Source organism: Streptosporangium fragile (assembly GCF_039534445.1).
In the GTDB taxonomy this organism is placed as follows: Bacteria; Actinomycetota; Actinomycetes; order Streptosporangiales; family Streptosporangiaceae; genus Streptosporangium; species Streptosporangium fragile.
In genome coordinates, this window is sequence record NZ_BAAAVI010000042.1 from 18014 (window position 1) to 37243 (window position 19230).

Annotated in this window: 16 protein-coding genes and 1 tRNA gene; 10 read left to right on the plus strand and 7 right to left on the minus strand. The window is 72.3% G+C overall.

Going from position 1 to position 19230, the window contains the following annotated elements:
- Nucleotides 1-130 precede the first annotated feature (130 nt).
- Both ABD841_RS25435 and ABD841_RS25440 read left to right on the plus strand, forming a co-directional pair.
- Nucleotides 131-937, plus strand: coding sequence for a neutral zinc metallopeptidase (locus ABD841_RS25435; RefSeq protein ID WP_344976772.1), 807 nt, complete (start codon nt 131-133; stop codon nt 935-937).
- Between the two features lie 134 nt (nt 938-1071).
- A complete protein-coding gene (locus ABD841_RS25440; RefSeq protein WP_344976775.1) occupies nt 1072-1296 on the plus strand; it encodes a hypothetical protein in 225 nt (74 codons plus the stop codon).
- Between the two features lie 118 nt (nt 1297-1414).
- Here the strand turns inward: ABD841_RS25440 and ABD841_RS25445 are convergent, their stop codons facing one another.
- The 6 genes from ABD841_RS25445 to ABD841_RS25470 form a co-directional block, all read right to left on the minus strand.
- Nucleotides 1415-2599 carry a vWA domain-containing protein gene (locus tag ABD841_RS25445; protein ID WP_344976778.1) on the minus strand — a complete coding sequence of 395 codons (1185 nt, stop codon included), beginning with the start codon at nt 2597-2599 and terminating at the stop codon, nt 1415-1417.
- Between the two features lie 19 nt (nt 2600-2618).
- Nucleotides 2619-3788, minus strand: a complete 1170-nt coding sequence (locus ABD841_RS25450) for an AAA family ATPase (protein WP_344976780.1) — start codon at nt 3786-3788, stop codon at nt 2619-2621.
- On the minus strand, nt 3785-5452 hold the full coding sequence (locus ABD841_RS25455) for an ankyrin repeat domain-containing protein (RefSeq protein ID WP_344976783.1): 1668 nt from the start codon (nt 5450-5452) through the stop codon (nt 3785-3787). Before ABD841_RS25455 ends, ABD841_RS25450 begins: the two co-directional genes overlap by 4 nt.
- Nucleotides 5449-6582, minus strand: coding sequence for a leucine-rich repeat domain-containing protein (locus ABD841_RS25460; RefSeq protein ID WP_344976785.1), 1134 nt, complete (start codon nt 6580-6582; stop codon nt 5449-5451). The genes ABD841_RS25455 and ABD841_RS25460 overlap by 4 nt, the downstream gene beginning before the upstream one ends.
- 2 nt (nt 6583-6584) lie before the next feature.
- Complete coding sequence (locus tag ABD841_RS25465) at nt 6585-7961, minus strand: SDR family oxidoreductase (RefSeq protein WP_344976787.1); 1377 nt, start codon at nt 7959-7961, stop codon at nt 6585-6587.
- A gap of 28 nt (nt 7962-7989) precedes the next feature.
- Nucleotides 7990-8062, minus strand: a tRNA-Cys gene (locus ABD841_RS25470).
- A gap of 117 nt (nt 8063-8179) precedes the next feature.
- On the opposite strand from ABD841_RS25470, the gene ABD841_RS25475 reads away from it, so the two are divergent.
- From ABD841_RS25475 to ABD841_RS25505, 7 genes are all read left to right on the plus strand, one after another.
- Nucleotides 8180-8665, plus strand: coding sequence for an NUDIX domain-containing protein (locus ABD841_RS25475; RefSeq protein ID WP_344976789.1), 486 nt, complete (start codon nt 8180-8182; stop codon nt 8663-8665).
- Nucleotides 8666-8973: 308 nt separating this feature from the next.
- The gene (locus ABD841_RS25480; RefSeq protein ID WP_344976791.1) at nt 8974-10662 is read left to right on the plus strand and encodes a trypsin-like peptidase domain-containing protein; all 1689 of its coding nucleotides are present in this window, start codon (nt 8974-8976) and stop codon (nt 10660-10662) included.
- Nucleotides 10659-12995: a serine/threonine-protein kinase gene (locus ABD841_RS25485; RefSeq protein ID WP_344976794.1), complete on the plus strand. Its 2337-nt coding sequence runs from the start codon at nt 10659-10661 to the stop codon at nt 12993-12995. Before ABD841_RS25480 ends, ABD841_RS25485 begins: the two co-directional genes overlap by 4 nt.
- 16 nt (nt 12996-13011) lie before the next feature.
- Nucleotides 13012-14442 (plus strand): VWA domain-containing protein, encoded by a 1431-nt coding sequence (locus ABD841_RS25490; protein ID WP_344976796.1) that lies wholly within the window; start codon nt 13012-13014, stop codon nt 14440-14442.
- Nucleotides 14443-14519: 77 nt separating this feature from the next.
- Nucleotides 14520-15611, plus strand: coding sequence for a hypothetical protein (locus ABD841_RS25495; RefSeq protein WP_344976799.1), 1092 nt, complete (start codon nt 14520-14522; stop codon nt 15609-15611).
- Complete coding sequence (locus ABD841_RS25500; protein WP_344976802.1) at nt 15608-16975, plus strand: ABC transporter substrate-binding protein; 1368 nt, start codon at nt 15608-15610, stop codon at nt 16973-16975. Before ABD841_RS25495 ends, ABD841_RS25500 begins: the two co-directional genes overlap by 4 nt.
- 28 nt (nt 16976-17003) lie before the next feature.
- Nucleotides 17004-17363 (plus strand): CU044_2847 family protein, encoded by a 360-nt coding sequence (locus ABD841_RS25505; RefSeq protein ID WP_344976804.1) that lies wholly within the window; start codon nt 17004-17006, stop codon nt 17361-17363.
- 65 nt (nt 17364-17428) lie between these two features.
- Here ABD841_RS25505 and ABD841_RS25510 read toward each other — a convergent pair whose 3' ends face one another.
- Complete coding sequence (locus tag ABD841_RS25510) at nt 17429-17674, minus strand: hypothetical protein (RefSeq protein WP_344976807.1); 246 nt, start codon at nt 17672-17674, stop codon at nt 17429-17431.
- Between the two features lie 140 nt (nt 17675-17814).
- Between ABD841_RS25510 and ABD841_RS25515 the strand changes: the two genes are divergently transcribed.
- Nucleotides 17815-18729: an NHL repeat-containing protein gene (locus tag ABD841_RS25515; protein ID WP_344976809.1), complete on the plus strand. Its 915-nt coding sequence runs from the start codon at nt 17815-17817 to the stop codon at nt 18727-18729.
- Nucleotides 18730-19230 lie beyond the last annotated feature (501 nt).

Here is a 19230-nt window from a genome sequence, read left to right on the forward strand (position 1 = left end):
CCCGCGATGCGCCGGGGCCGCCCGGGGAACACGCGAGGGCCGGCTCGAACGGCTCCGCGGAACCCGCCGGGGTCCGCTGCCGCCCGCCGGGTGACGGCCGGGCCCCGGATCGGCTCTAAGCTGTCCGATCATGCGCTTCCTCCCGTCCGGCGCCGGTTCCCGGCGGCCGCTCCGACGCCCGGCCGCCGTCACCCGATGGGCCCTCCTGGTGACCGTGTTCCTCACCGCCCTGCCCTCCGGAACCGCACAGGCCGATTCGCCCAAGAAGTCGTTGGTGAAGACCGGCAAGCTGGCGGTCACCTCGTGCCCGGAACCGCCGATCATCGACAGGGGCATCCCCCGGACGCGCGAGTACCTCGCGGCGGCCGTGAAATGCCTGAACACGTCATGGTCCGCCCACTTCGCCCGCGCCGGGCTGAGGTTCCGCACGCCCACGGTCCGCTTCTACGAAGAACCCGAGCGGCGCGTGTGCGGAGTGCGCTGGCCCGTCAACGCGGCGGCCTTCTACTGCACGGAGAAGGCCACGCTGGTGTTCCCCCTCACCGGCCACTGGATCGAGGACCGGACCGACCTGTACCCCCTCAAGGTGGCGGCTCACGAATACGGCCACCACCTGCAGAGCCTCACCGGCATCAGGGACGACTACGAGGCCCGCGTCCGCTCCGACCGCACCCGTCAGGCCGAGCTCGGCCGCCGCTACGAACTCCAGGCGGACTGCCTGTCAGGCGTGTTCCTGGGCAGCGTACGAGGTTCCCTGCCGCGCACCGGGCAAGACTGGGAGGCGCTGTCCGAGGCGATCCGCGCCAGCGGCGACGAGGGTGACCACCGCACCCACGGCAGCGGCGCCAGCCGGGTCCGCTGGTTCGAGCGCGGCTACCGCGCGGTCTCCCCCGCCGCCTGCGACACGTGGACCGCCGCGCCGTCCCGGGTGTCCTGAGGGGCGAGTGTCCTGAGGGGAGGGTGTCCCGAGGGGCGGGTGTCCCGAGGGGCGGCGGGCCGTACCGCCGGACCGGCCCCGGGGCGCACGCCCGCGGGTTTCCGTCTCGGGGAGCCGACGCGCATGATGGACAGGTGTCCTCTTCGACCGGTCCCGGCGGCAGCGGCGCCGACCATCCCGTCGCCGTCCTGCGGCGCTGGGAGGAGTTCGGCGCCGTGTGGCGCGTCGTGTCACGCGACGCGGAACAGGTGACCATCTCACTGTGCCAGTGCGACGGAGGGGAGGAGGTCGGGCGGATCGTGTCGGGTGATCCGGCGCTGCTGACGTTCCTCGGAGAGCGCACCGGCAGCCACGAGTGACGCCCCGGCCGGGCCGCGCGGGCTCGTCCCGTCGGGAGTCTCGGCATCCACTGCGAGGTCGCGGCCGGCCGGGCCGCGCGGGTTCACCCCCTCTTGCAGGGCTCGGGGCGGGCGGCGGTCAACGGCCCCCCGCGGAACGGTCGCCGATGCGTACGGTCTCGACCCAGTGTGGCGGAGCCGGGGGCGCGTGGCCGATCAGCGCCCCGATCAGCCGGCAGGACGGGTTCTCCTCCGGCCAGGGCGTGTAGCCGTCGGTGAGCACGATCACGACGTGCGGCCGGTCCGGGGCGGCGAGCGCCGCGCGGACGCCGACGCGCATGTCGGTCCCGCCCCCGCCGGCGAGCTCGACCTGCTCCGCCGAGGTCACCCGCGACACGGTGTGCACGTCGGCGTCGCAGGCCAGCACGGTGACCCGGTTCCCCCGGACGCCGACCTCGCGGAGCACCCCGGTGACCTCCGCGAGCGCGGCCGCCAGGTCGTCCTCGCCCATCGAGCCGGAGGTGTCGATGACGATCGCCACCCGCGGCAGCGGCCGGCGCAGGCTCGGCAGCACCACCCCGCGCAGCGCCGCCGTCCGGCGCGACGGGCGGCGGTAGGTGTAGTCGACCGCGCCGCCCGCCCAGGCGACGGCCTCGCGCACCGCCCCGGCAAGGACGGTACGCCAGTCGACGACCGGCTCCAGCACCTGCTCGGCCCAGCGCTGCCAGCCCGCCGGAAGCCGCCCGCGGCTCCGCTCGTGCGCCCGCATGGCCTCGGCGGTGTGGCGGCGCAGGGCCTCGGCCTCGACCGGGCTCACGGCGGGCACTCCGTCGCCGATCTCCCAGTCACAGGAGTGCCCGTGCGCTCCGGAACCGCAGTCGAACTCGATCAGGTACTCGGGCAGGTGCGGCAGGTACTCCTCGAACAGCAGGCCAGCCTTCAGGCCGAAGTCGCCGGGTGCGACCCGCCCGGCGGGCAACGCCAGCCCGTCGGCGAGAAGGTCGTCGTTGATCTCGCAGTCCTGCGCGATGTTGATCCGCAGGTGGTCGCGCTGCAGCTCCGCGGCGAGCCGGCCGGCTCGCCCGTGGTGGTCGCGCAGCAGGTGCGCCACCTCGTGGATCCAGACGCCGGCGAGCTCCGGGACCGGGGTCGCCTCGACGAACGCCGGCGAGACGTGGCAGCGCCAGTGCCGGTCGACGCCCATGGTCGGTACCCGGCCGCTCGGCACGATCGTCAGGGCGTACAGGGCGGAGGCCAGATACGGCCGGTCGACGGCGGCGCGGTAGCGGGCCGCCAGCAGCTTGGCGCGGTCGAGCTCCGTCACGGCTCCGTCCATGGCCCGGTCAGAGCGCCCCGGACAGGTGCAGCAGGGCCATGAACGCGTCGATGCCGTCGGGCACCGGCCAGTCGGTGTCCCGGAGCGCCGCCAGGTCGACGGCCGCCCGCGCCGCCACGTCCGGCACGCCCGCGTCGACGGCCTTCGCGAGCACCGCCCAGCCGGCCTCCCACCGGGTGCGCGTGAGCTCCCCCTGGACGGCGGCGACCACCGCGGTCAGGAAGGCCAGCTGCCGGTCCCCCCGCTCGGGCAGGGCGAAGGCGTCCGGGTTCACCAGCACCCGGTCCGGGTCCGGCAGGTCGAGCTCCGCGAGGTAGGACAGCAGCTCCATCCCCGCGCCGTCGCCGACCGCGCCGACCACGGCGGCCGACACCGCCTCCCGGCTCGCGCCGGTGGCGTATCCGGTGGCGAGCAACCGCAACGCCATCTCCCAGGTGCGCGGGGACGGCCACGCGCCGCCCCGCCCTTCCGCGTCGGACGGCAGGTGGTGCGCCAGGCCGGGCCGCGCGGTGAGGAACCCGGAGACCGCTCCGCGGGCGCGGGCCACCGCGCCGGACACCTTCGCGGGGTCCACGAGCGGGACGGGCGCCGCCGGCCAGATCCCCGCCATGCCCCGGGCGACCGTGCGCGGGTCGTGCGTCCAGCGCAGGTGGACGAACCGGTTGGCCAGCGGCGGGCTCAGGTGCCAGCCGTCGGCGGCGCTGGACGGCGGGTTGGCGGCGGCGACGACCCGCACCGGCTCCGGCAGGGTCAGGCTGCCGACGCGGCGTTCCAGCACGACGCGCAGGAGCGCCGCCTGCACCGCGGGCGGCGCCGAGGACAGCTCGTCGAAGAAGACGAGGCCGCGGCCCGCTCCGGCGAGCCGTACCGCCCAGTCGGGCGGTGCCATCGGGACGCCGGTGACGGCGGGGTCCGCGCCGATGATCGGCAGTCCGGCGAAGTCGGAGGGTTCGTGCACGCTGGCGATGACGGTCTCCAGCGGGACGCCGAGCCCGCGGGCGAGCTGTTCCATCCCCGCGGACTTGCCGATGCCGGGCTCGCCCCAGAGCAGGACGGGGAGGTTGGCCGTGACCGCGAGGGCCAGCGCCTCCAGCTGCGGATCGGTCCCGACCTCGGTGCGGGAGGCCCGCACCCGGGCGTTGAGCTCGTCGGCCGCGCCGAGAGGGCCGGCGTTCACTCGTCCTTCTCGTCCCGGTCGGGGAACCACGTGACGACGGATCCGAGGCCGGGGGTGATCTGCCTGGCGAGGAAAGCCAGCTCGGCCCGCTTGTTCCAGCGGATCAGATCGCGGATCGACCAGCCCCGGCAGTCGACCACGTCGATGCGCGCGCCGGCGGCGAGCAGCGCTCTCACCAGGGCCTCGGATCCCCGGGTACCGACGGCGACGTGCAGCGCCGTGCGCTGGTTGTGATCGGTCGCCTCCAGGTCGAGCCCGGCGTCCAGGAGCCGGGGCAGCAGCGGTTCGTGGTCGAGCAGGTGGAGCGCGTGCAGGAGAGTGCGCCCGCGCCCGTCACGGGCCCTGGGGTCGACCCCGGCGTCGAGCAGCCGCAGCACTCCCGGCGTGTCACCGTGCTGGGCCCGCAGGAACAGCTCCCGCCGTTGCTCGCGCAGTGCCCTGGGCAGCCGTCCTGTCCCCTTCGCCCAGGCCTCCTCCACGGCGAAGCACCCGGCGACCGCCCCGCCGAGCACCCTCAGCGCGCGCTCGCGCCGGCGTTCCGCGTCGTCGTGCGGCATGGACAGGTCCGGCCCGACCTCGTGCCACTCACCCCGGCAACGGACCGGGAACGGGGACGTCCGGACGGCCTCGGCAGGTCCCCGGGCCGGAGTGGTGGCGGCGGGGAAGAGCGCGGCGTGCACCAGGGGGTGCAGGGCGTCCGGGCTCATCCGGCCGGTGCGCAGCAGGTCGAGGTCGGGCAGCCGCCGCCAGCGTGCTTCGGCCATGACGGGAATCTCGTTGGCCGCATCACTGTCCGCCACCCGCACCCGTGCCCCGTCACGCCCGGCCTCGACCTGGAGCCGGTACCGCCATCCGTAGCTGATGATCGCGCTGCCGTGCCCGGTCAACCGGACCTCTTCGGCCAGGCGCGTCAGCGCCAACGGCATGCCCGCCAGCACTTTCGGCAGGTCCGACGGCCGGGGCCGGCGCTCCGCCGGCGGGATGTGGGCCAGCTCGATCCCCGCGGCCGCGCACGCCGCTTCGACGTCCCCGCGCTCGTGCAGTCCGGTGACCCACTCCGTGTTCTCCGCCGGGTCGAGGCTCGGGCCCGACGGCAGTTCCTTCTCCGCCCGCGGCGTGCCGTCGGCGTGGAAGAAGGGTGCCCTGGTGGACCCACCGCACCGCGCCAGCAACTCGCCGGTGCGGCGGGCGTCCCACAGGTGCCTGGCGCCCGTCCAGTCATGGCGCGAGCCCCGGGGGACGGAGCCGAACGCCAGCGTCAGCCGCTGCGGCCCGTCGACCAGTCTCAACGGCACCGTGTGCAGCCAGGGCCCAGGCCGTTCACGCGTCGGCGGCGCAGCCCGGTCGAGGCCCGCCAGGATCACGATCTCGCCGGTCCCGATCGTCGTGCGTCCGCCCAGGGCCCGCGGCAAGTGCCAGCGCAGCAGGTCGGGCGCGAGGTTCAGCAGGTCGTCCTCGATCGCGGCCGCGGCCTCCGCGCCGTACTCGGCCGCGATGTCGCCGAGATCGAACGCGATATCCACGTTCGCCGCCGCGCACGCGCCCCGCCAGTCTCCCGCGAGCCGCCGCTCGGTCGCCTGCTCGATCATCCAGCGGGGTACGGCGTAGCGGCGGACGCGCTGCCAACTGGAAGCCTCGTCGGGCGGGAAGAGCCTGGAGATCACCGGTAGACGCTGCCGATCGCGTGGAGGTCGGGGTGCGCGGGCGCGGACGGCCGGAGGCGGTGCGCCAGGGCGCGCTTCACCTTCCTGGGCAGGCCGGGCCCCAGCCCGACGTACTCCAGCCGGGTGTCCTCCGTGACGGCCGCCAGCAGCGTCTTCGCCCCCCGCCCGGTGAAGGAGGTGTGGCGCAGTTCGAGCCGGCGCAGCGGGCTGCCGGGGAGCGCGCCGGCCAGTGCGGTGACGCCGGCGTCGCCGGTCCGGTTGCAGGGCGCGCCGAGGGCGCGTTGCGACGGGGGCCGGCCGAGGTCCAGGGTCTCGATGCCGTCGAGGGCGTCCGCCAGCGCGCGCACGCCGCCGGGGCCGATGCCGTTCCCGCCCAGGCCGAGCCGGACGGGCCGGGCGGGGTCGGCCCCGGCGGCCAGCGCCGCCGCGCCGGTGTCGCCCAGGTGGTTGGCCGAGAGGTAGAGCTCGCGTACCCCGGCGTCCCGGATCAGCGCGGCGAGCAGGTCGGCCGCGTCCGGGCCGAGCCCGTTCCCGCCGAGGAAGAGCCGCTCGACGGGCCGTGGCCGGTCCGGCAGGACCGCCAGCAGGGCGCGCAGCCCGTCCGGGGTCAGCCCGGTGTTGACCAGGTCGAGGGTGCGGATCGCCGTGTTGCGGCGCAGCATCCGGGCGAGCGCGTGGACCCCGGCGTCGCCGATCGGGTTGCGCTTGAGCCAGAGGGCGCGGACGCCGTCGTCGTCGCTCAACTGTTCGGCGAGCGCCGCGGCGCCGTCCGCGTCGATCCGGTTGCAGCCCAGGTAGAGCGTCTCGAGACCGTGCCCGCCGGCAAGCGCGCCGGCGACCGCGCGGGCGCCTTCGGAACCGATCCCGTTGGTGCCGAGCAGCAGGTGCACGGCGTGGGCGGAGGCTACCGCCGCCGGGAGGAGCCTGCCGACGCCGTCCGGGCCGAGCCCCTGCTTGCACAGGTCGACCCGGCCGTCGGGCTGGAGCGTGCCGAGCGGGAACGCTTCGGCGGCCTCGACCGGCCGTGTCTCGGCCAGCCGGGCGATCAGGGGGTCGAGGGCCGCCGCGTCGGCCGGTGGGACGTCCGGGTGCTCGATCGCCGGGCACCGGACGGGCGTCGGTTCTGTCATCGTCACCACTCCACCGCTCGATAGTCCTTGAGGAACAGGCCGGAGACGGGCTGACCTCCCACTCCCCGCACGATCGGGTCGTAGATCCGCGCCGCGCCGTCGACGACGTCGAGCGGGGGACGGAAACCCGCCTCGCGCTGCGCGGTCTTGCTCGGGTGGGGCCTCTCGTCGGTCACCCACCCGGTGTCCACGCTGTTCATGTGGATGCCGGCCGCCGCGTAGTCGGCGGCGGCCGTCCGGGTCAGCATGTTCAGCGACGCCTTCGCCATGTTGGTGTGCGGATGGCGGACCGTCTTGTGCTCCCGGGAGAAGCTGCCCTCCATCGCCGAGACCTGGACGATGTAGCGGTCGGGCCACGGCGACGCCTCCAGCAGGCCGCGCAGCCTGCCGGTGAGCAGGAACGGCACGAAGGCGTTGACCACCTGCGCCTCCATCCACTCCGCGGGCTCCACCTCGTGCAGCCGCAGGGTCCAGCTGTTGCGCTCGCGCAGGTCCAGCGGCTGGCCGGTCTCGTCCTTGCGGCCGGTGGGGAAGAGCACCTCGGCGGCGCTCTCCGGCAGGTGGCGGCCGGTGATCTCCGGCAGATGGCGGCCGGCGCCCGGCAGCGGCCTCGCGCCCGTCTCCAGGAGGTCGACCGAGGCGGCGGCGCCGGTCAGCGGCAGGGCCTCGGCCGCCCGGGCCTCCCGGTGGTACGCCGACGGCCTGCGGATCGTCTGCGCCGCGTTGTTCACGAGGATGTCGAGGTGGTCGAAGCGCCGGTGCAGGTCGGCGATCAGCCCCGCCACCGCCGGGAGGTCCAGGAAGTCGACGCCGTGCACGTGCAGCCGGTCCAGCCAGTCCGCGGAGTCCGGCACCGCGGCGAACCTGCGCGCGGCGTCCCGGGGGAAGCGCGTGGTGACGAGCACCTCGGCGCCGTCCCGCAGCAGCTTCAGCGCGACATGGAAGCCGATCTTGATCCGGCCGCCGGTGACGACCGCCGTCCGGCCGCGCAGGTCACAGCGGGCGTGCCTGCGTGCCAGGTTCTCCTCGGCGCAGGGGTCGCACAGGAGGTGGTAGTCCTGGCGCACGTACCGGTACCGGGCCTTGCAGACGTAGCAGCGGTGCTTGCCGGTCAGCTCGCGCCGTACCGCCGGTGGGGTAGCGTGCTCGGGCGCCGGGCTCGGATCCTGCTCCCGGAAACGCTCGGCGGCGGCGATGGCAGCCCGGTCCTGCCGGAGCTGATCGGCGCGCCGCGCGGCCTTGCGCCATTTCTTGCCTGCCCGGTAGAGCCGCGTGGTGGCGTCATGCACCGCCCGCCACCGCGGGTCGTCGGGATCCGCCGCCTCGGCCTGCTCCAGCACCCGGAGACATACGTCGAGCTCCGCCGGGTCGGGCGCCATCACTCTCCTTGGCAGGGGGACAGGGCGGCAAGGCCGGTCGGATTCGAACCGACGTCCTCCAGCGTGCCGCTAGGGCGCGACGACCTCTGCGCTACGGCCTTGCCGCGCGGCAGCTTACCGAACTTCCGGCACCCACGAATCGGGAACAACTTCTTAAATAGGGATAATTGCCCCGATTGCCATATATATCAATTTTTTTCGGTAATCTCGCGATTGTGGTGACCAGAAACTCGCACTGCTCCTTCTGCGGCACGGCCTACGCCCCGGACCAGGCCTGGCCGCGGACCTGCTCCGCCTGCGGGAACACCTGCTACCTCAACCCGCTGCCGGTCGCGGTGATGGTGCTGCCGGTGGACGAGGGCCTCCTGGTGATCCGCCGGGACGTCGAACCGTACCGCGGCGCGCTCGCCCTGCCCGGCGGTTTCATCGACATGGGCGAGTCCTGGCAGCAGGCGGCCGTCCGGGAACTCCGGGAGGAGACGGGCGTCGTCGTCGACGCGGCCGAGGTCCGGCTGTTCGACGTGCTCAGCGCCCCTGACGGCACCGTGCTGATCTTCGCCCTGGGGCCGCGTACCGGCTCGGCCACCCTCCCACCGGTCACGCCCACGGCCGAGACGACGGAGTGGCTGTTGATCGACCGGCCGCAGGAGCTGGCGTTCCCGCTGCACACACAGATCGTGGCGCAGTACTTCGCCGCCCGATGAAAGGACGGTGCCGGAACAGGCGGGGAAACCGTACGCACCCCCACCAATTCACCCCACCGATATGCCTGAAATGCGCATTAAATCCCTTAGCGCAGGCACCCACGGCGGGGCATTGTCACCACACATAACGCCACATACGGGCCGGTCATTATGGGTGACACCACAATGCGCGGCCACTTGATCTACAATCCCTTTTCGAGTCGGGCACAGTGGATTACCGCTGCCCCCGAAAGGAGACACCGGATGGTCTGCCGGCTCGATCGTCGCTGAGAAACAGAGACGTCCCCCCCGGTCGACCGGAGTCGATCATGATGCGCTCGACCGAGGCCGCCAGCGCCCCGCACCCGTGGCACGTGCGCATCCGGGATACCGTCACCGGACAGATCCTGGGCGCCGGAATGCTGGTGGGCACCCGGCATGTGCTGACCTGCGCCCATGTCGTCGGCCCCGACCGGGATCCGCCCGATACAGACGTCACCGTGGAATTCATCACCCGCCCCGAGGCGACGACCACGGGCCGGGTCGAGGACGACTGCTGGGTTCCCAGCAGGGAGAAAGGCGAGGGGGACGTCGCCCTGCTCAAACTGGCCGAGACCCAACCCGAGGGGTGCGGCGCCCCGCTTCACAGACGGGCGATTCTCCTGGGAGCCGAGGTATACGCGCAGGGATTCCCCAGCGGTCACGCGAACGGTTTGGGAGCCTTCATGAGACTCGCCGGCAACTGCGGCCCTCGCGGCGAATGGGTGCAGATGAACGACTGGAGTCCCGGCCGACCGGCCAGGGGATTCAGCGGCGCGGCCGTCCTCGACAGCGGCACCGGCCAGGTGGTGGGCATGGTGGTCAGCAGGCACGTCGGCGATCCGGCGGACATCGCCTACATGATCCCGGTCGAGACCATCGTGCGGTACCTGCCCCCGGTCGGCAGATGGGCACGCGGACACACCGCGGTCGACCGGGAGACCGCGCAGAAGTTCAACCCGCGGGTCCCGGACGTCGAATTCGGTCAGCAGGTGACCGACTGGCTCGCCGCGCCGAGCAACGTGCGCGTGATCACCACCGGCGGCCGTGACTCGGAACGGGCGGAGACGCTGCGCAGCGTCATCGTGTCGTCCGATCGGGAACAGCGCCCCTCCGACGAGGTGCTGGCGGCCGCGCCACCGGGGACCGTCTCCCCGGCCGCCGGCCTCGATCTGGCCGTCGACGCGTCGGGCAGGACGGTGGAGGAGGTCTCACAGCGCGTCCTCGACCGGCTCGGCATCCGGCCCGGCTCGCCCGGCGGCGCGACGGACCGGGTACGCGACGGTGTCCCGCCCATGACCATCGTCGTGTACGGCATCGACGACGCCGGCGACCCGATCTCCCTGGTCGATCGTCTCCTGCGGCCCCTCGCCGAACAGGGATCGCGCCTGTTCCTGGTGTTCCACCGTGACTCCTCCCCGGTCCTCGACCAGGCCCGGTCGCTGGAGTCGGAGGCGGCGACCGCCGAGCGCGAACGCGTCCGGCGGCTCCTCGGCGAACTGACGGCCAAGGTGGCCGAACTCGAGACCGCCGAGAAGAGGGCGGTGCGGCGCTGGCGGGAGATCGCCCCGCGCGTCGCCGGTGTGCCGGACCCGCCCGATCTCGCGGCCTCGTTCCGGCTGCGCCTGCTCCGTCCTCCGGACTCCGCGCCGGAGGACGGCTGGACCGTGGGCGAACTCCACGCTCTTCTGCGCCGTAGGGACCGCGCGTCAGCGCGGGTCGAGGAGTTCGGCCGGACGATCGAGGAGTCGCTGGCCCGCAGGAACGAACTGCGCAGACGAGCAGAGGTCGACAAGGCGGTGGCCGCCGGCGCGGGCCTGGCCGAGGACATCGCACTCGGCCGGCTCTACGACGAGGCGCACCGGCTGCTGTGGGACGAACGCCCGTGTGACCTGGGGAGAGCCGAGGCGGCGGTCAGACGCTACGAAGCGGCGATCAGGCACAGGCGCGCGAACAGATCCGGGGAGGCCGAGAAGTGAAGCCCTGCAAGCGCCCCGGCTGCGACGGAACCGTCGACGACACCGGCTACTGCGACACCTGCGGCCATGAGGACGCACCGGACTCGCACGCGGATCCGCAGTCCCCGCCACCGCCCGGCACGCCGGAGTCTCCGTTCGGACCGCGACGGCCCACCGGCGGGGAGAGCGCGCCCCGGGCGCACTCGGTGTCCGGCATGGCCGGCGGGCTGATCTCGCTGCCCGAGCTCCTGCCGGAAGATCCGCGGAGCCGCGTCGATCCGGACCCGAGACCACCCGCGCACGGGCGCCCCTGCGGGAGGAAGGGATGCGCCGGGACCATCGGAGGCAGCCACTTCGGGCAGCCGGCCCTGCTCGAGGGTTTCTGCCCGGCCTGCGGCACCCCGTACTCCTTCAGGCCGAAGCTGCGACCCGGTGAGATGGTCGGTCAGTACGAGGTGGTCGGCTGCCTGGCCCACGGCGGTCTCGGCTGGGTCTATCTCGCCAGGGACACCAACCTGGACGGCCTCTACGTCGCGCTCAAAGGACTGATCAACACCAACGACGAGGTCGCGGCCCAGCTGGCGGTACGTGAGCGGCGGTTCCTCACCGCCATCCATCACCCCAACATCGTCCGCATCTTCAACTTCGTCACCCACCCCGACCCGCGGACCGGTGAAGAGACCGGTTACATCGTGATGGAGTACGTCGGCGGGCAGTCGCTGCACAAGATCGCCGCCGGCGAGAACCTGCCCATCGAACAGGTGATCGTCTACGGCCTGCAGATTCTCTCGGCCTTCGAGTACCTGCATGATTTCACGGACACGGGCTCGGGCCGTCACGGCCTGCTCTACTGCGACATGAAGCCGGACAACGTCATCCACACCGGGAAGCAGATCAAGCTGATCGACCTCGGTGCGGTGCGCTGGATCGGGGACACCCACGCCCCGCTGGTCTACACCCACGGATTCCAGGTTCCCCGGGAGGAGATCGAGACGTACGGGCTGACCGTGCGATCCGACTTCCACACGGTGGGCCACACCCTGCGGGAACTGCTCCGCCTCGGCCCCGGGCAGGGCGCGGCCGGGAAAGACCCGGCGGACCTGGGCGTCGAATCGTTCAACCGTTTCCTGGACCGCGCGACCGGGCCCTTCGACAAGCGCTTCTCCTCCGCGGCGGAGATGTCGGAGCAACTGCGCGGCGTACTCCGGGAGATCCTCTCGCTGCGGGACGGGAACCCGCGCCCCGAACCCTCCGCGGTCTTCGCGCCGACCGCGGCGCTGCTCGACGCCGGGCTCGGAGCGGTGCCACCGCTGGAGCGCTGGACCGATCCGGCCGGTCGTACGCCCCGGCTGGATCCCGGCATGCCCACCCCGTCCGCGGTCGCCGTCCGGCTGCCGACACCGCAGGTGGATCCGGCCGACCCCGCGGCCGACTTCCTGGCGAACGTGAGCGCGGGCGACCCCAGCCGGCTCATCGACAAGCTCGGGACCGTCCAGGTGGAATCGGCCGAGGCGCAGTTCTTCATGTGCCGGGCCCACCTCGAACTGGCCAGGATCGATCTCGCCGAGCAGTGCCTGGCCAGGGCCGAGGAGTTCCTCGGCCGCTCCGCGTCGTACGACTGGCGGGTGGCCTGGCACCGCGGGCTTCTCGCGCTCGCGAACGGCCAGGTCGACCTCCCCGGAACCGAGGCCGGCGCCGTACACGAGTTCGACGCCGTCTACACGGCGCTGCCGGGCGAGGACGCGCCGAAGCTGGCGCTGGGTTTCTGCGCCGAACACCTCGGCCGGCCGGAGCAGGCCGAGCGCTACTACCAGGCGATATGGCGACGCGACCGCTCGCAGGCGAGCGCGGCCTTCGGGCTGGCGCGCATCCGGCTGGCCGCCGGGGACCGGGCCGGGGCGGCGAAGGTCCTCGATCAGGTGCCTCAGGTCTCCCGGCATTTCGACGCGGCCGGGATCGCCGCCGTCCGGATCTGCTCCGGCTGGCTTCCGGCCGGTCCCGCGGACAGCCGCCTGCCCGGCGCCGCGGACCTCGACCAGGTGATCGACCGGCTGGCGGCCCTCTACCTGGACGGCGGCGACCAGGACGGTGACGCCCGCGCCCGGCTCACGGCCGCCGTCCAGGAGGTGGTGCTGGGGTGGGTGCTGGCGACAGGGGGCGTGGAGGCCGCGTCCATAGCCGGGCGGAAACCCGGGCGTGGCGCGCCGATCCTGGCCGACCCGGCCGACGAGACGCACCAGCGCCTGCTCCTCGAGGCCTCCTTCCGCAGGCTCGCCCGGCAGGCGGGCAACGCCGACGACCATGACGTGCTGATCGATCTCGCCAACACGGTTCGCCCGAGAACGCTGCGATGAGGGAGAACAGAAACGGATGAGCACCCGCCCCGCTTTCACCCTCGAGGTGGGCCAGAACAAGTACCTCCCGGCCATGGCCGATGAGATGCACGCCATTCTCACGGTTCGCGCGGAAGGCCTCGACGGCTCCGGCCCCACGGTGGCCGAGGTCATCCTCATCGACTCCTCCGGTTCGATGGGCATGCCGAGCACGAAGATCGCCGCAGCGCGGCGGGCGAGCGTCGCGGCGATCGACACGCTGCGCGATGAGGCGTTCTTCGCCATCGTGGCCGGTACGCACGAGGCCACGATGGTGTATCCGGCACAGCCCCGGCTGGCCGTCGCGACCCCGGAGAGCAGGGCCGCGGCGAAGGCCGCCGTGCTGCGGCTCGCCGACTACGGGGGGACGGCGATGAGCACCTGGCTCAGCCGCGCCCGGGAGATCTTCGCCACCCGGCCGGCCATGATCAAACATGCGATCCTGCTGACCGACGGCCGGAACGAGAGCGAATCGAGAGCCCGGCTCGACGCCGAGCTCGACGTCTGCGAGGGGATTTTCTCCTGCGACGCCCGGGGCATCGGGGACGGCTGGGAATCCGACGAGCTGCTGCGCATCGTCACCAAACTGCGAGGTACGGCCGATGCCGTACGCGAGGACTTCGACCTGGTGGCCGACTTCCGGGAGATGACGCGATCCGCCATGCGGAAGGTCGTCCCCGATCTGCGTGTCAGGTTCCAGCTGCTGCCCGGCGCCGGCATCCGCTTCGTCAAGCAGGTCTTCCCGGTGGAAACGGACCTCACGGAGCACCTGCGGATCGGCGACCGGACGGCGGAGTTCGCCACGGGGCCCTTGGGTGAGGAAGACCGTGAATACCACGTCTGCTTCACCGTCGACCCGACCGGCCGCGCGAACGGCCGGGATCTGCGGCTGGCACGGGTGGATCTGGAGGTCGACGAGGTGGGGGCGCCCGAGGTCGAGGTGCCCGGCAAGGGGACCCCGATTCTCGTTCACTGGACCGACGACCCGGTCCTGTCGTCCCGGATCGACTCGAAGGTCGGTCACTACACCGAGCACGTGGAGCTCAGGGAGACGATCAACGCCGGCTGCCGGGCCTATGAATCCGGTGACCTCCAGGAGGCCGGACGGGCGTGGGGCCGCGCCGTCAAGCTCGCGACGGAGTTGCAGAACGAGAAGAACCTGGAGCGGTTGTCCCACCTCGTTCACATCGTCGACGCCGCCCGGGGAGAGGTGCGTCTCAAGCAGGCCATCGAACGCCGGGACCTGAAACTGCTGGAGCTCAGCTCGCGGTTCTCGACGGTGAGCCCCGGGGGGCACGCCCCGCGTCCCCGCCCGGGACCGGAGGAGAAACCGGTGGCCACGGGTCTCCGCTGCCCGAACTGCGACCGCATCACACTCTCCACCCACAGGCACTGCGAAGGATGTGGCACCAGGCTGGAGGATCGGTGAACTCGGCCCTTCCGTCCCGGCCTCCGGCGACGCCGCCCGTCCCGGCCGTGTCGCCGCCCGGACCATCCGGGGGCGCGGTGCCCAAGAGCACGACACGCAGAACCCTGGGCCGGCTGCGGGCCGGGCTGATGATCGCGACGGTCGCGCTGCTCGTCACCTCCGTCTGGCTGTTCCAGGGGGTGCATCAGACCGTGACCGCCGCGGGCTCCACGGCGGTGCCCGCGATCCTGGAGATCTCGAACGCCCAGCAGGCGCTGGCCGCCGCCGACCAGGCCGCTGTCGGCGCCTTCCCCGAGAGTTCGGGGACCGTCACGCTCCCGGCCGAACGGGAGTACAAGAAACAGATCCAGATCGCCGGCCTCAACCTGGCGCAGGCCGCCGAGGACAACGCGGCCGAGGAAGCCGACGGGCTGCAACTGGCCCAGGGACTGCTCGTGGTCTACACGGACCTGATCGAACAGGCTCAAGAGCACTACCAGCGGGACAACCGCGCCGTCGGCGCGACGTACCTGTGGTACGCCTCCCACCTCCTGCACGGGAAGGGCGGCATCCTCGAGGTGCTGGACGACTTCCGGGAACAGCAGCGGTCATGGCTGGAGCAGCGGTTCCCGTCCACCTGGATGATGCCGGTGGCCACGATCGGCTGGGCCGTCTCCCTCCTCGCGCTGCTGGTCCTGCTCGGCACGGCGCAGCTCTTCCTGCGGCGGCGCTTCCGCCGGACCCTGAACGTGTGGCTGCTGGCGGCCACCGTGCTCGTGGCCGGTCTGGCGCTGACGACCTGGCGGGCCCAGGTTTCCAAGAGCCAACTCGACGACGCCCAGCGGACGGTGTGGTCGGTGGTCGCGGACAGGCAGGCCCAGGCGGACGCGGAACGCCGGTCCGGCAACGAGCGGCTGACGCGGCTGTTGTCGTCCGAGTGCGGCGCGGGCCTTCTCCGGTGCGGCCCTACCGTCCGGCAGGCGCTCGACGCTCCGCGGGGCGGCGGCGGAGCCGTACCCGACCCGCCCGAGGTGGCCGAGAGCAGCAGGCTGGCCGGCAGTCAGATGACGGAGGCGGCGGAGTACTCCGGCCTGGCGTTCCTGATCCCGCTCCTGTCCGTCGTCATCGGCGCGCTGATCTGGGGCGGTATCCATCCGCGCATCAACGAATACAGGTACCAGCCACGATGACACGACCGAGATTGCGCACGATCACCGCCGGCCTCGTCGGCCTGTCGGTACTCGCCGTCGCCGGGTGCACGCCGCTGACCGGGAACCGGACCGTGTCCGTGCTGGCGACCTGGACCGGGACCGAGGCCGACGACTTCGAGAAGGTGCTCGACGCCTTCAGCGAGAAGACCGGCATCCGGTACGAGTACACCGGGACGCGTGCGCTGGACGAGACCCTGCAGTCCAATCTGCGGCGAGGGACCCCTCCGCACGTCGCGATCCTGTCGAGCACCGGCGACCTGGCGCGATACGCGCGCAGCGGTGACCTCGTCCCGCTGGGCAGGGTGCTCTCCTCGGCGCGGCAGGACGAGTACAAACGCTCATGGCTGCTGCCGCTGAAGGGTGAGATCTACACCGTTCCCATCAAGGTCAATCTCAAGAGCATCATCTGGTACAACCCGTCGCGGTTGCCCGGGCCGACGCCCCGGAGCTGGGAGGAGCTTCTCACTCGCAGCCGCACGATCGCCGACCGGCGGCAAACCCCCTGGTGCATGGGGATGCGCGACACGTACTCGTCCGGCTGGCCGGGAACGGACTGGATCGAGGACATCCTGCTGCACCAGGCCGGTCCCGAGACGTATCGGCAGTGGGCCGCGGGCACGCTGAAGTGGACCTCCCCCGAGGTGGAGAACGCGTGGAAGACCTGGGGAGAGATCGTGGCCACGCCGGGCTTCGTCCACGAAGGCCCGATGGCCGCGTTGCTGACCGACTTCGGCGACGCGGGCCGGGCGATGTTCGCCGATCCGCCCGGCTGTTTCCTGGAACACCAGGCCTCGTTCATCACCGGCGTCTACCGGGCGGAGGGCGGCGCCGGCGGGGCGCCCGAGGCGGGCAGGAAGCTTCCCGAGCCGGAGAAGGACTTCGACTTCTTCCCGTTCCCGTCGTTCGATCGGAACGGCGGCGATCCGGCCGGCCAGCCGGTGGTGGCCTCCGCCGACCTCGCCGGGATGTTCAACGACACGCCCGAGGCCCGGGAACTGATCGAATTCCTGGCGAGCGAGGAGGCGCAACGGAACTGGCCCGGCAGACGAGGCGGCGGCGCCTTCTCGGTGAACCGGAAGGTACCGCCCGACGCCCATCACCCTGACGACCGCATCGGACGGCGCATCGCCGAAGCCCTGGGCTCGGCGGACGCGGTGTGCCTGGACGCGTCGGACCTGATGGCTCCCGCCCTGCGCGACGCGTTCAACGGCGCCGTCCTGGAGTATCTGCACGACCCGAAGCGGCTCCGTCCCCTGCTCGCGGAGCTGGACAAGGTTCGGACGCAGTCGAATCCGACCGAGCAGGAGCAGAAAGAACTACACGACCTCTCGTGCACCGGATGATGTCCACCGATCAGAACGGAGTAGCCGCATGACGGAATGGGTGCGTTTCGAACTCGCCGACGAGGAGGGATCGATCCTCGTCGAAATGGACCCGGAGCCGGGCCTGGAGCGTCTTTCCCGCAGGGGAGACGGTTTCACCCAGGCGAAAATATCGTTCGAAAGCGCCCTGGCCAACGTGCGTGACGCCGCGTCGAGCGCCCTGCAGCAGTTTCGGACGATGGCCGCCCCGCCGGACGAGGTCGAGATCCAGTTCGGCATCAAGCTGAGCGCGTCGGCCGGAGCCGTGATCGCCAAGACCGGGACCGAAGGGCACTTCGACGTGAAGATCAAGTGGCAGCGGGAGACCCGGCTCAGGGTCCGCTCGGAACCCGAGACCGGTGAGCGCTGACCGGCCTTCAGGCCAGGGTGAAGCGGACTCTCCCGCGTAGCGGGGCGGGAAACGCCGATCCGCCGTCAAGGAGCGGCGCTGATCACCGCCTGGAGCCTCCGGGCTTCCCGTACCGGCCTGCCGGCCCCACCGCGGCCTGCCACCGCGGCGAGCGCGGGGATGTCGGCGCGCGCCCCGGTGAGCGTGGCCGCCTTCACCGCGACCGCGAGCAGGTCCCCCAGTCCGGCTCCGGGTTTCTCGCCGGTGCCGGGAAGCAGCGGCGGCAGAGCCTCGGCGAGGACCGGCCACACCTCGGCATGCGCCCCGGCCATCACCGCCTCGTCCAGGGCGGTGGTGATCCGGTTGAGCCTGACCAGGCCGGCGTCGAGCAGCGGCGGCCGTTCCTCCGGATCCGCTGTGAAAGCGCATTCCAGGCTGTTCCCGCCCCGGCCGGGGCAGACATCATCGGACCATGAGAACAGCGATGATCACGACCGCACTCTGCGCGCTGCTCGTCACCCTCGTCGGCGCGCCCGCCCGCGCGGCCACCCTGCCCGAAACGTTCGCGCTGCCCGACGGCTTCCAGCCGGAGGGGATAGCGATCGGCCCCGGCCCCTACGCCTACTTCGGGTCGCGGGCCACCGGCTCCGTCTACCGGGCCGACCTGCGCACCGGCAAGGGAAAGATCTTCAGCCGGGGGCCCGGCACCCCGTCGCTCGGACTCAAGACCGACGGCCGCGGCCGGTTGTTCGTCGCCGGAGGCACCGGCGGCGACGCCCGGGTCATCGACACCCGCACCGGGACGGTCATCACGTCCTACACCTTGGCCACCTCGTCCACGTTCGTCAACGACGTGGTCCTGACCGGTGGCGCCGCCTGGTTCACCGACTCCACCAGTCCCGTCCTGTACAAGCTTCCGCTCGGCCGTGACGGCGCGCTGCCCGGCGCGGCCGTCACGGTGCCGCTCACCGGTGCCATCCAGTACGGCACGGGCATCAACGCCAACGGCATCGCGCCGAGCCCCGACCGCAGGTCCCTGCTCATCGTGCAGTCCAACACCGGCAAGCTGTTCGAGGTCGACCCGGCCACCGGCGCCACCACGGAGGTCGACCTGGGCGGCGAGACCCTCGCCAACGGCGACGGGCTCCTGCTGTCCGGCCGCACCCTGTATGTCGTGCAGAACCGGTTGAACACCGTGGCCGTGATCCACCTGAGCCGCGACGGCTCCAGCGGCCGGGTCGTACGGCGGCTCGCCGACGGCCGCTTCGACGTGCCCACCACGATCGCGGCCTTCGGTGACCGTCTCTACCTTCCCAACGCCCGCTTCACCACCCCGCCCACCCCCGACACCCCGTACAACGTGGTCGCCGTCCGCACCGGCCGCTGACCGCCTGCCTGAATCCGCCCCGGGCCCGCGCGGAGCGGCCGCGGCGCCGGTGTCCCACCGCCGCGGCCGCTCACCGGGCCGGCCCTGTCGCCCGGTGGTGCCCTGTCAGGTGGCCGGGGCCTGTCCTCACAGTGATCCGGGTCGTACGGGATCACCCCCCGGGCGATCCGCCGGCATGGGCTGTCAGGCCCCGGGGCAGTTCATGAAAGTTTCATCGTGTGCCCGGCAGGGCATGCGGTTCGTCTTCCCGCTTCCGCCCTTCTGAGCTCGGTGAACGCCCGGTTTCCGGCTACGGGGCCGCCTTTGCCGCCTCTGCCGGTCCGTGGGGGCTTCAGGTCGGCGGTCCTGTGTGGTTGACTCGCCCCAACATGCGGAAAGCGCTTACCAGCCCGGAAAGCACTTCTCCCGCATGTCGGTAAGCGCTTACCTGCGTGGACGAAGAGTAAAGCTCTCGGACACACGCATGATGCCGCCGGACCGTGCGACAGCGCAGGCTCCGCG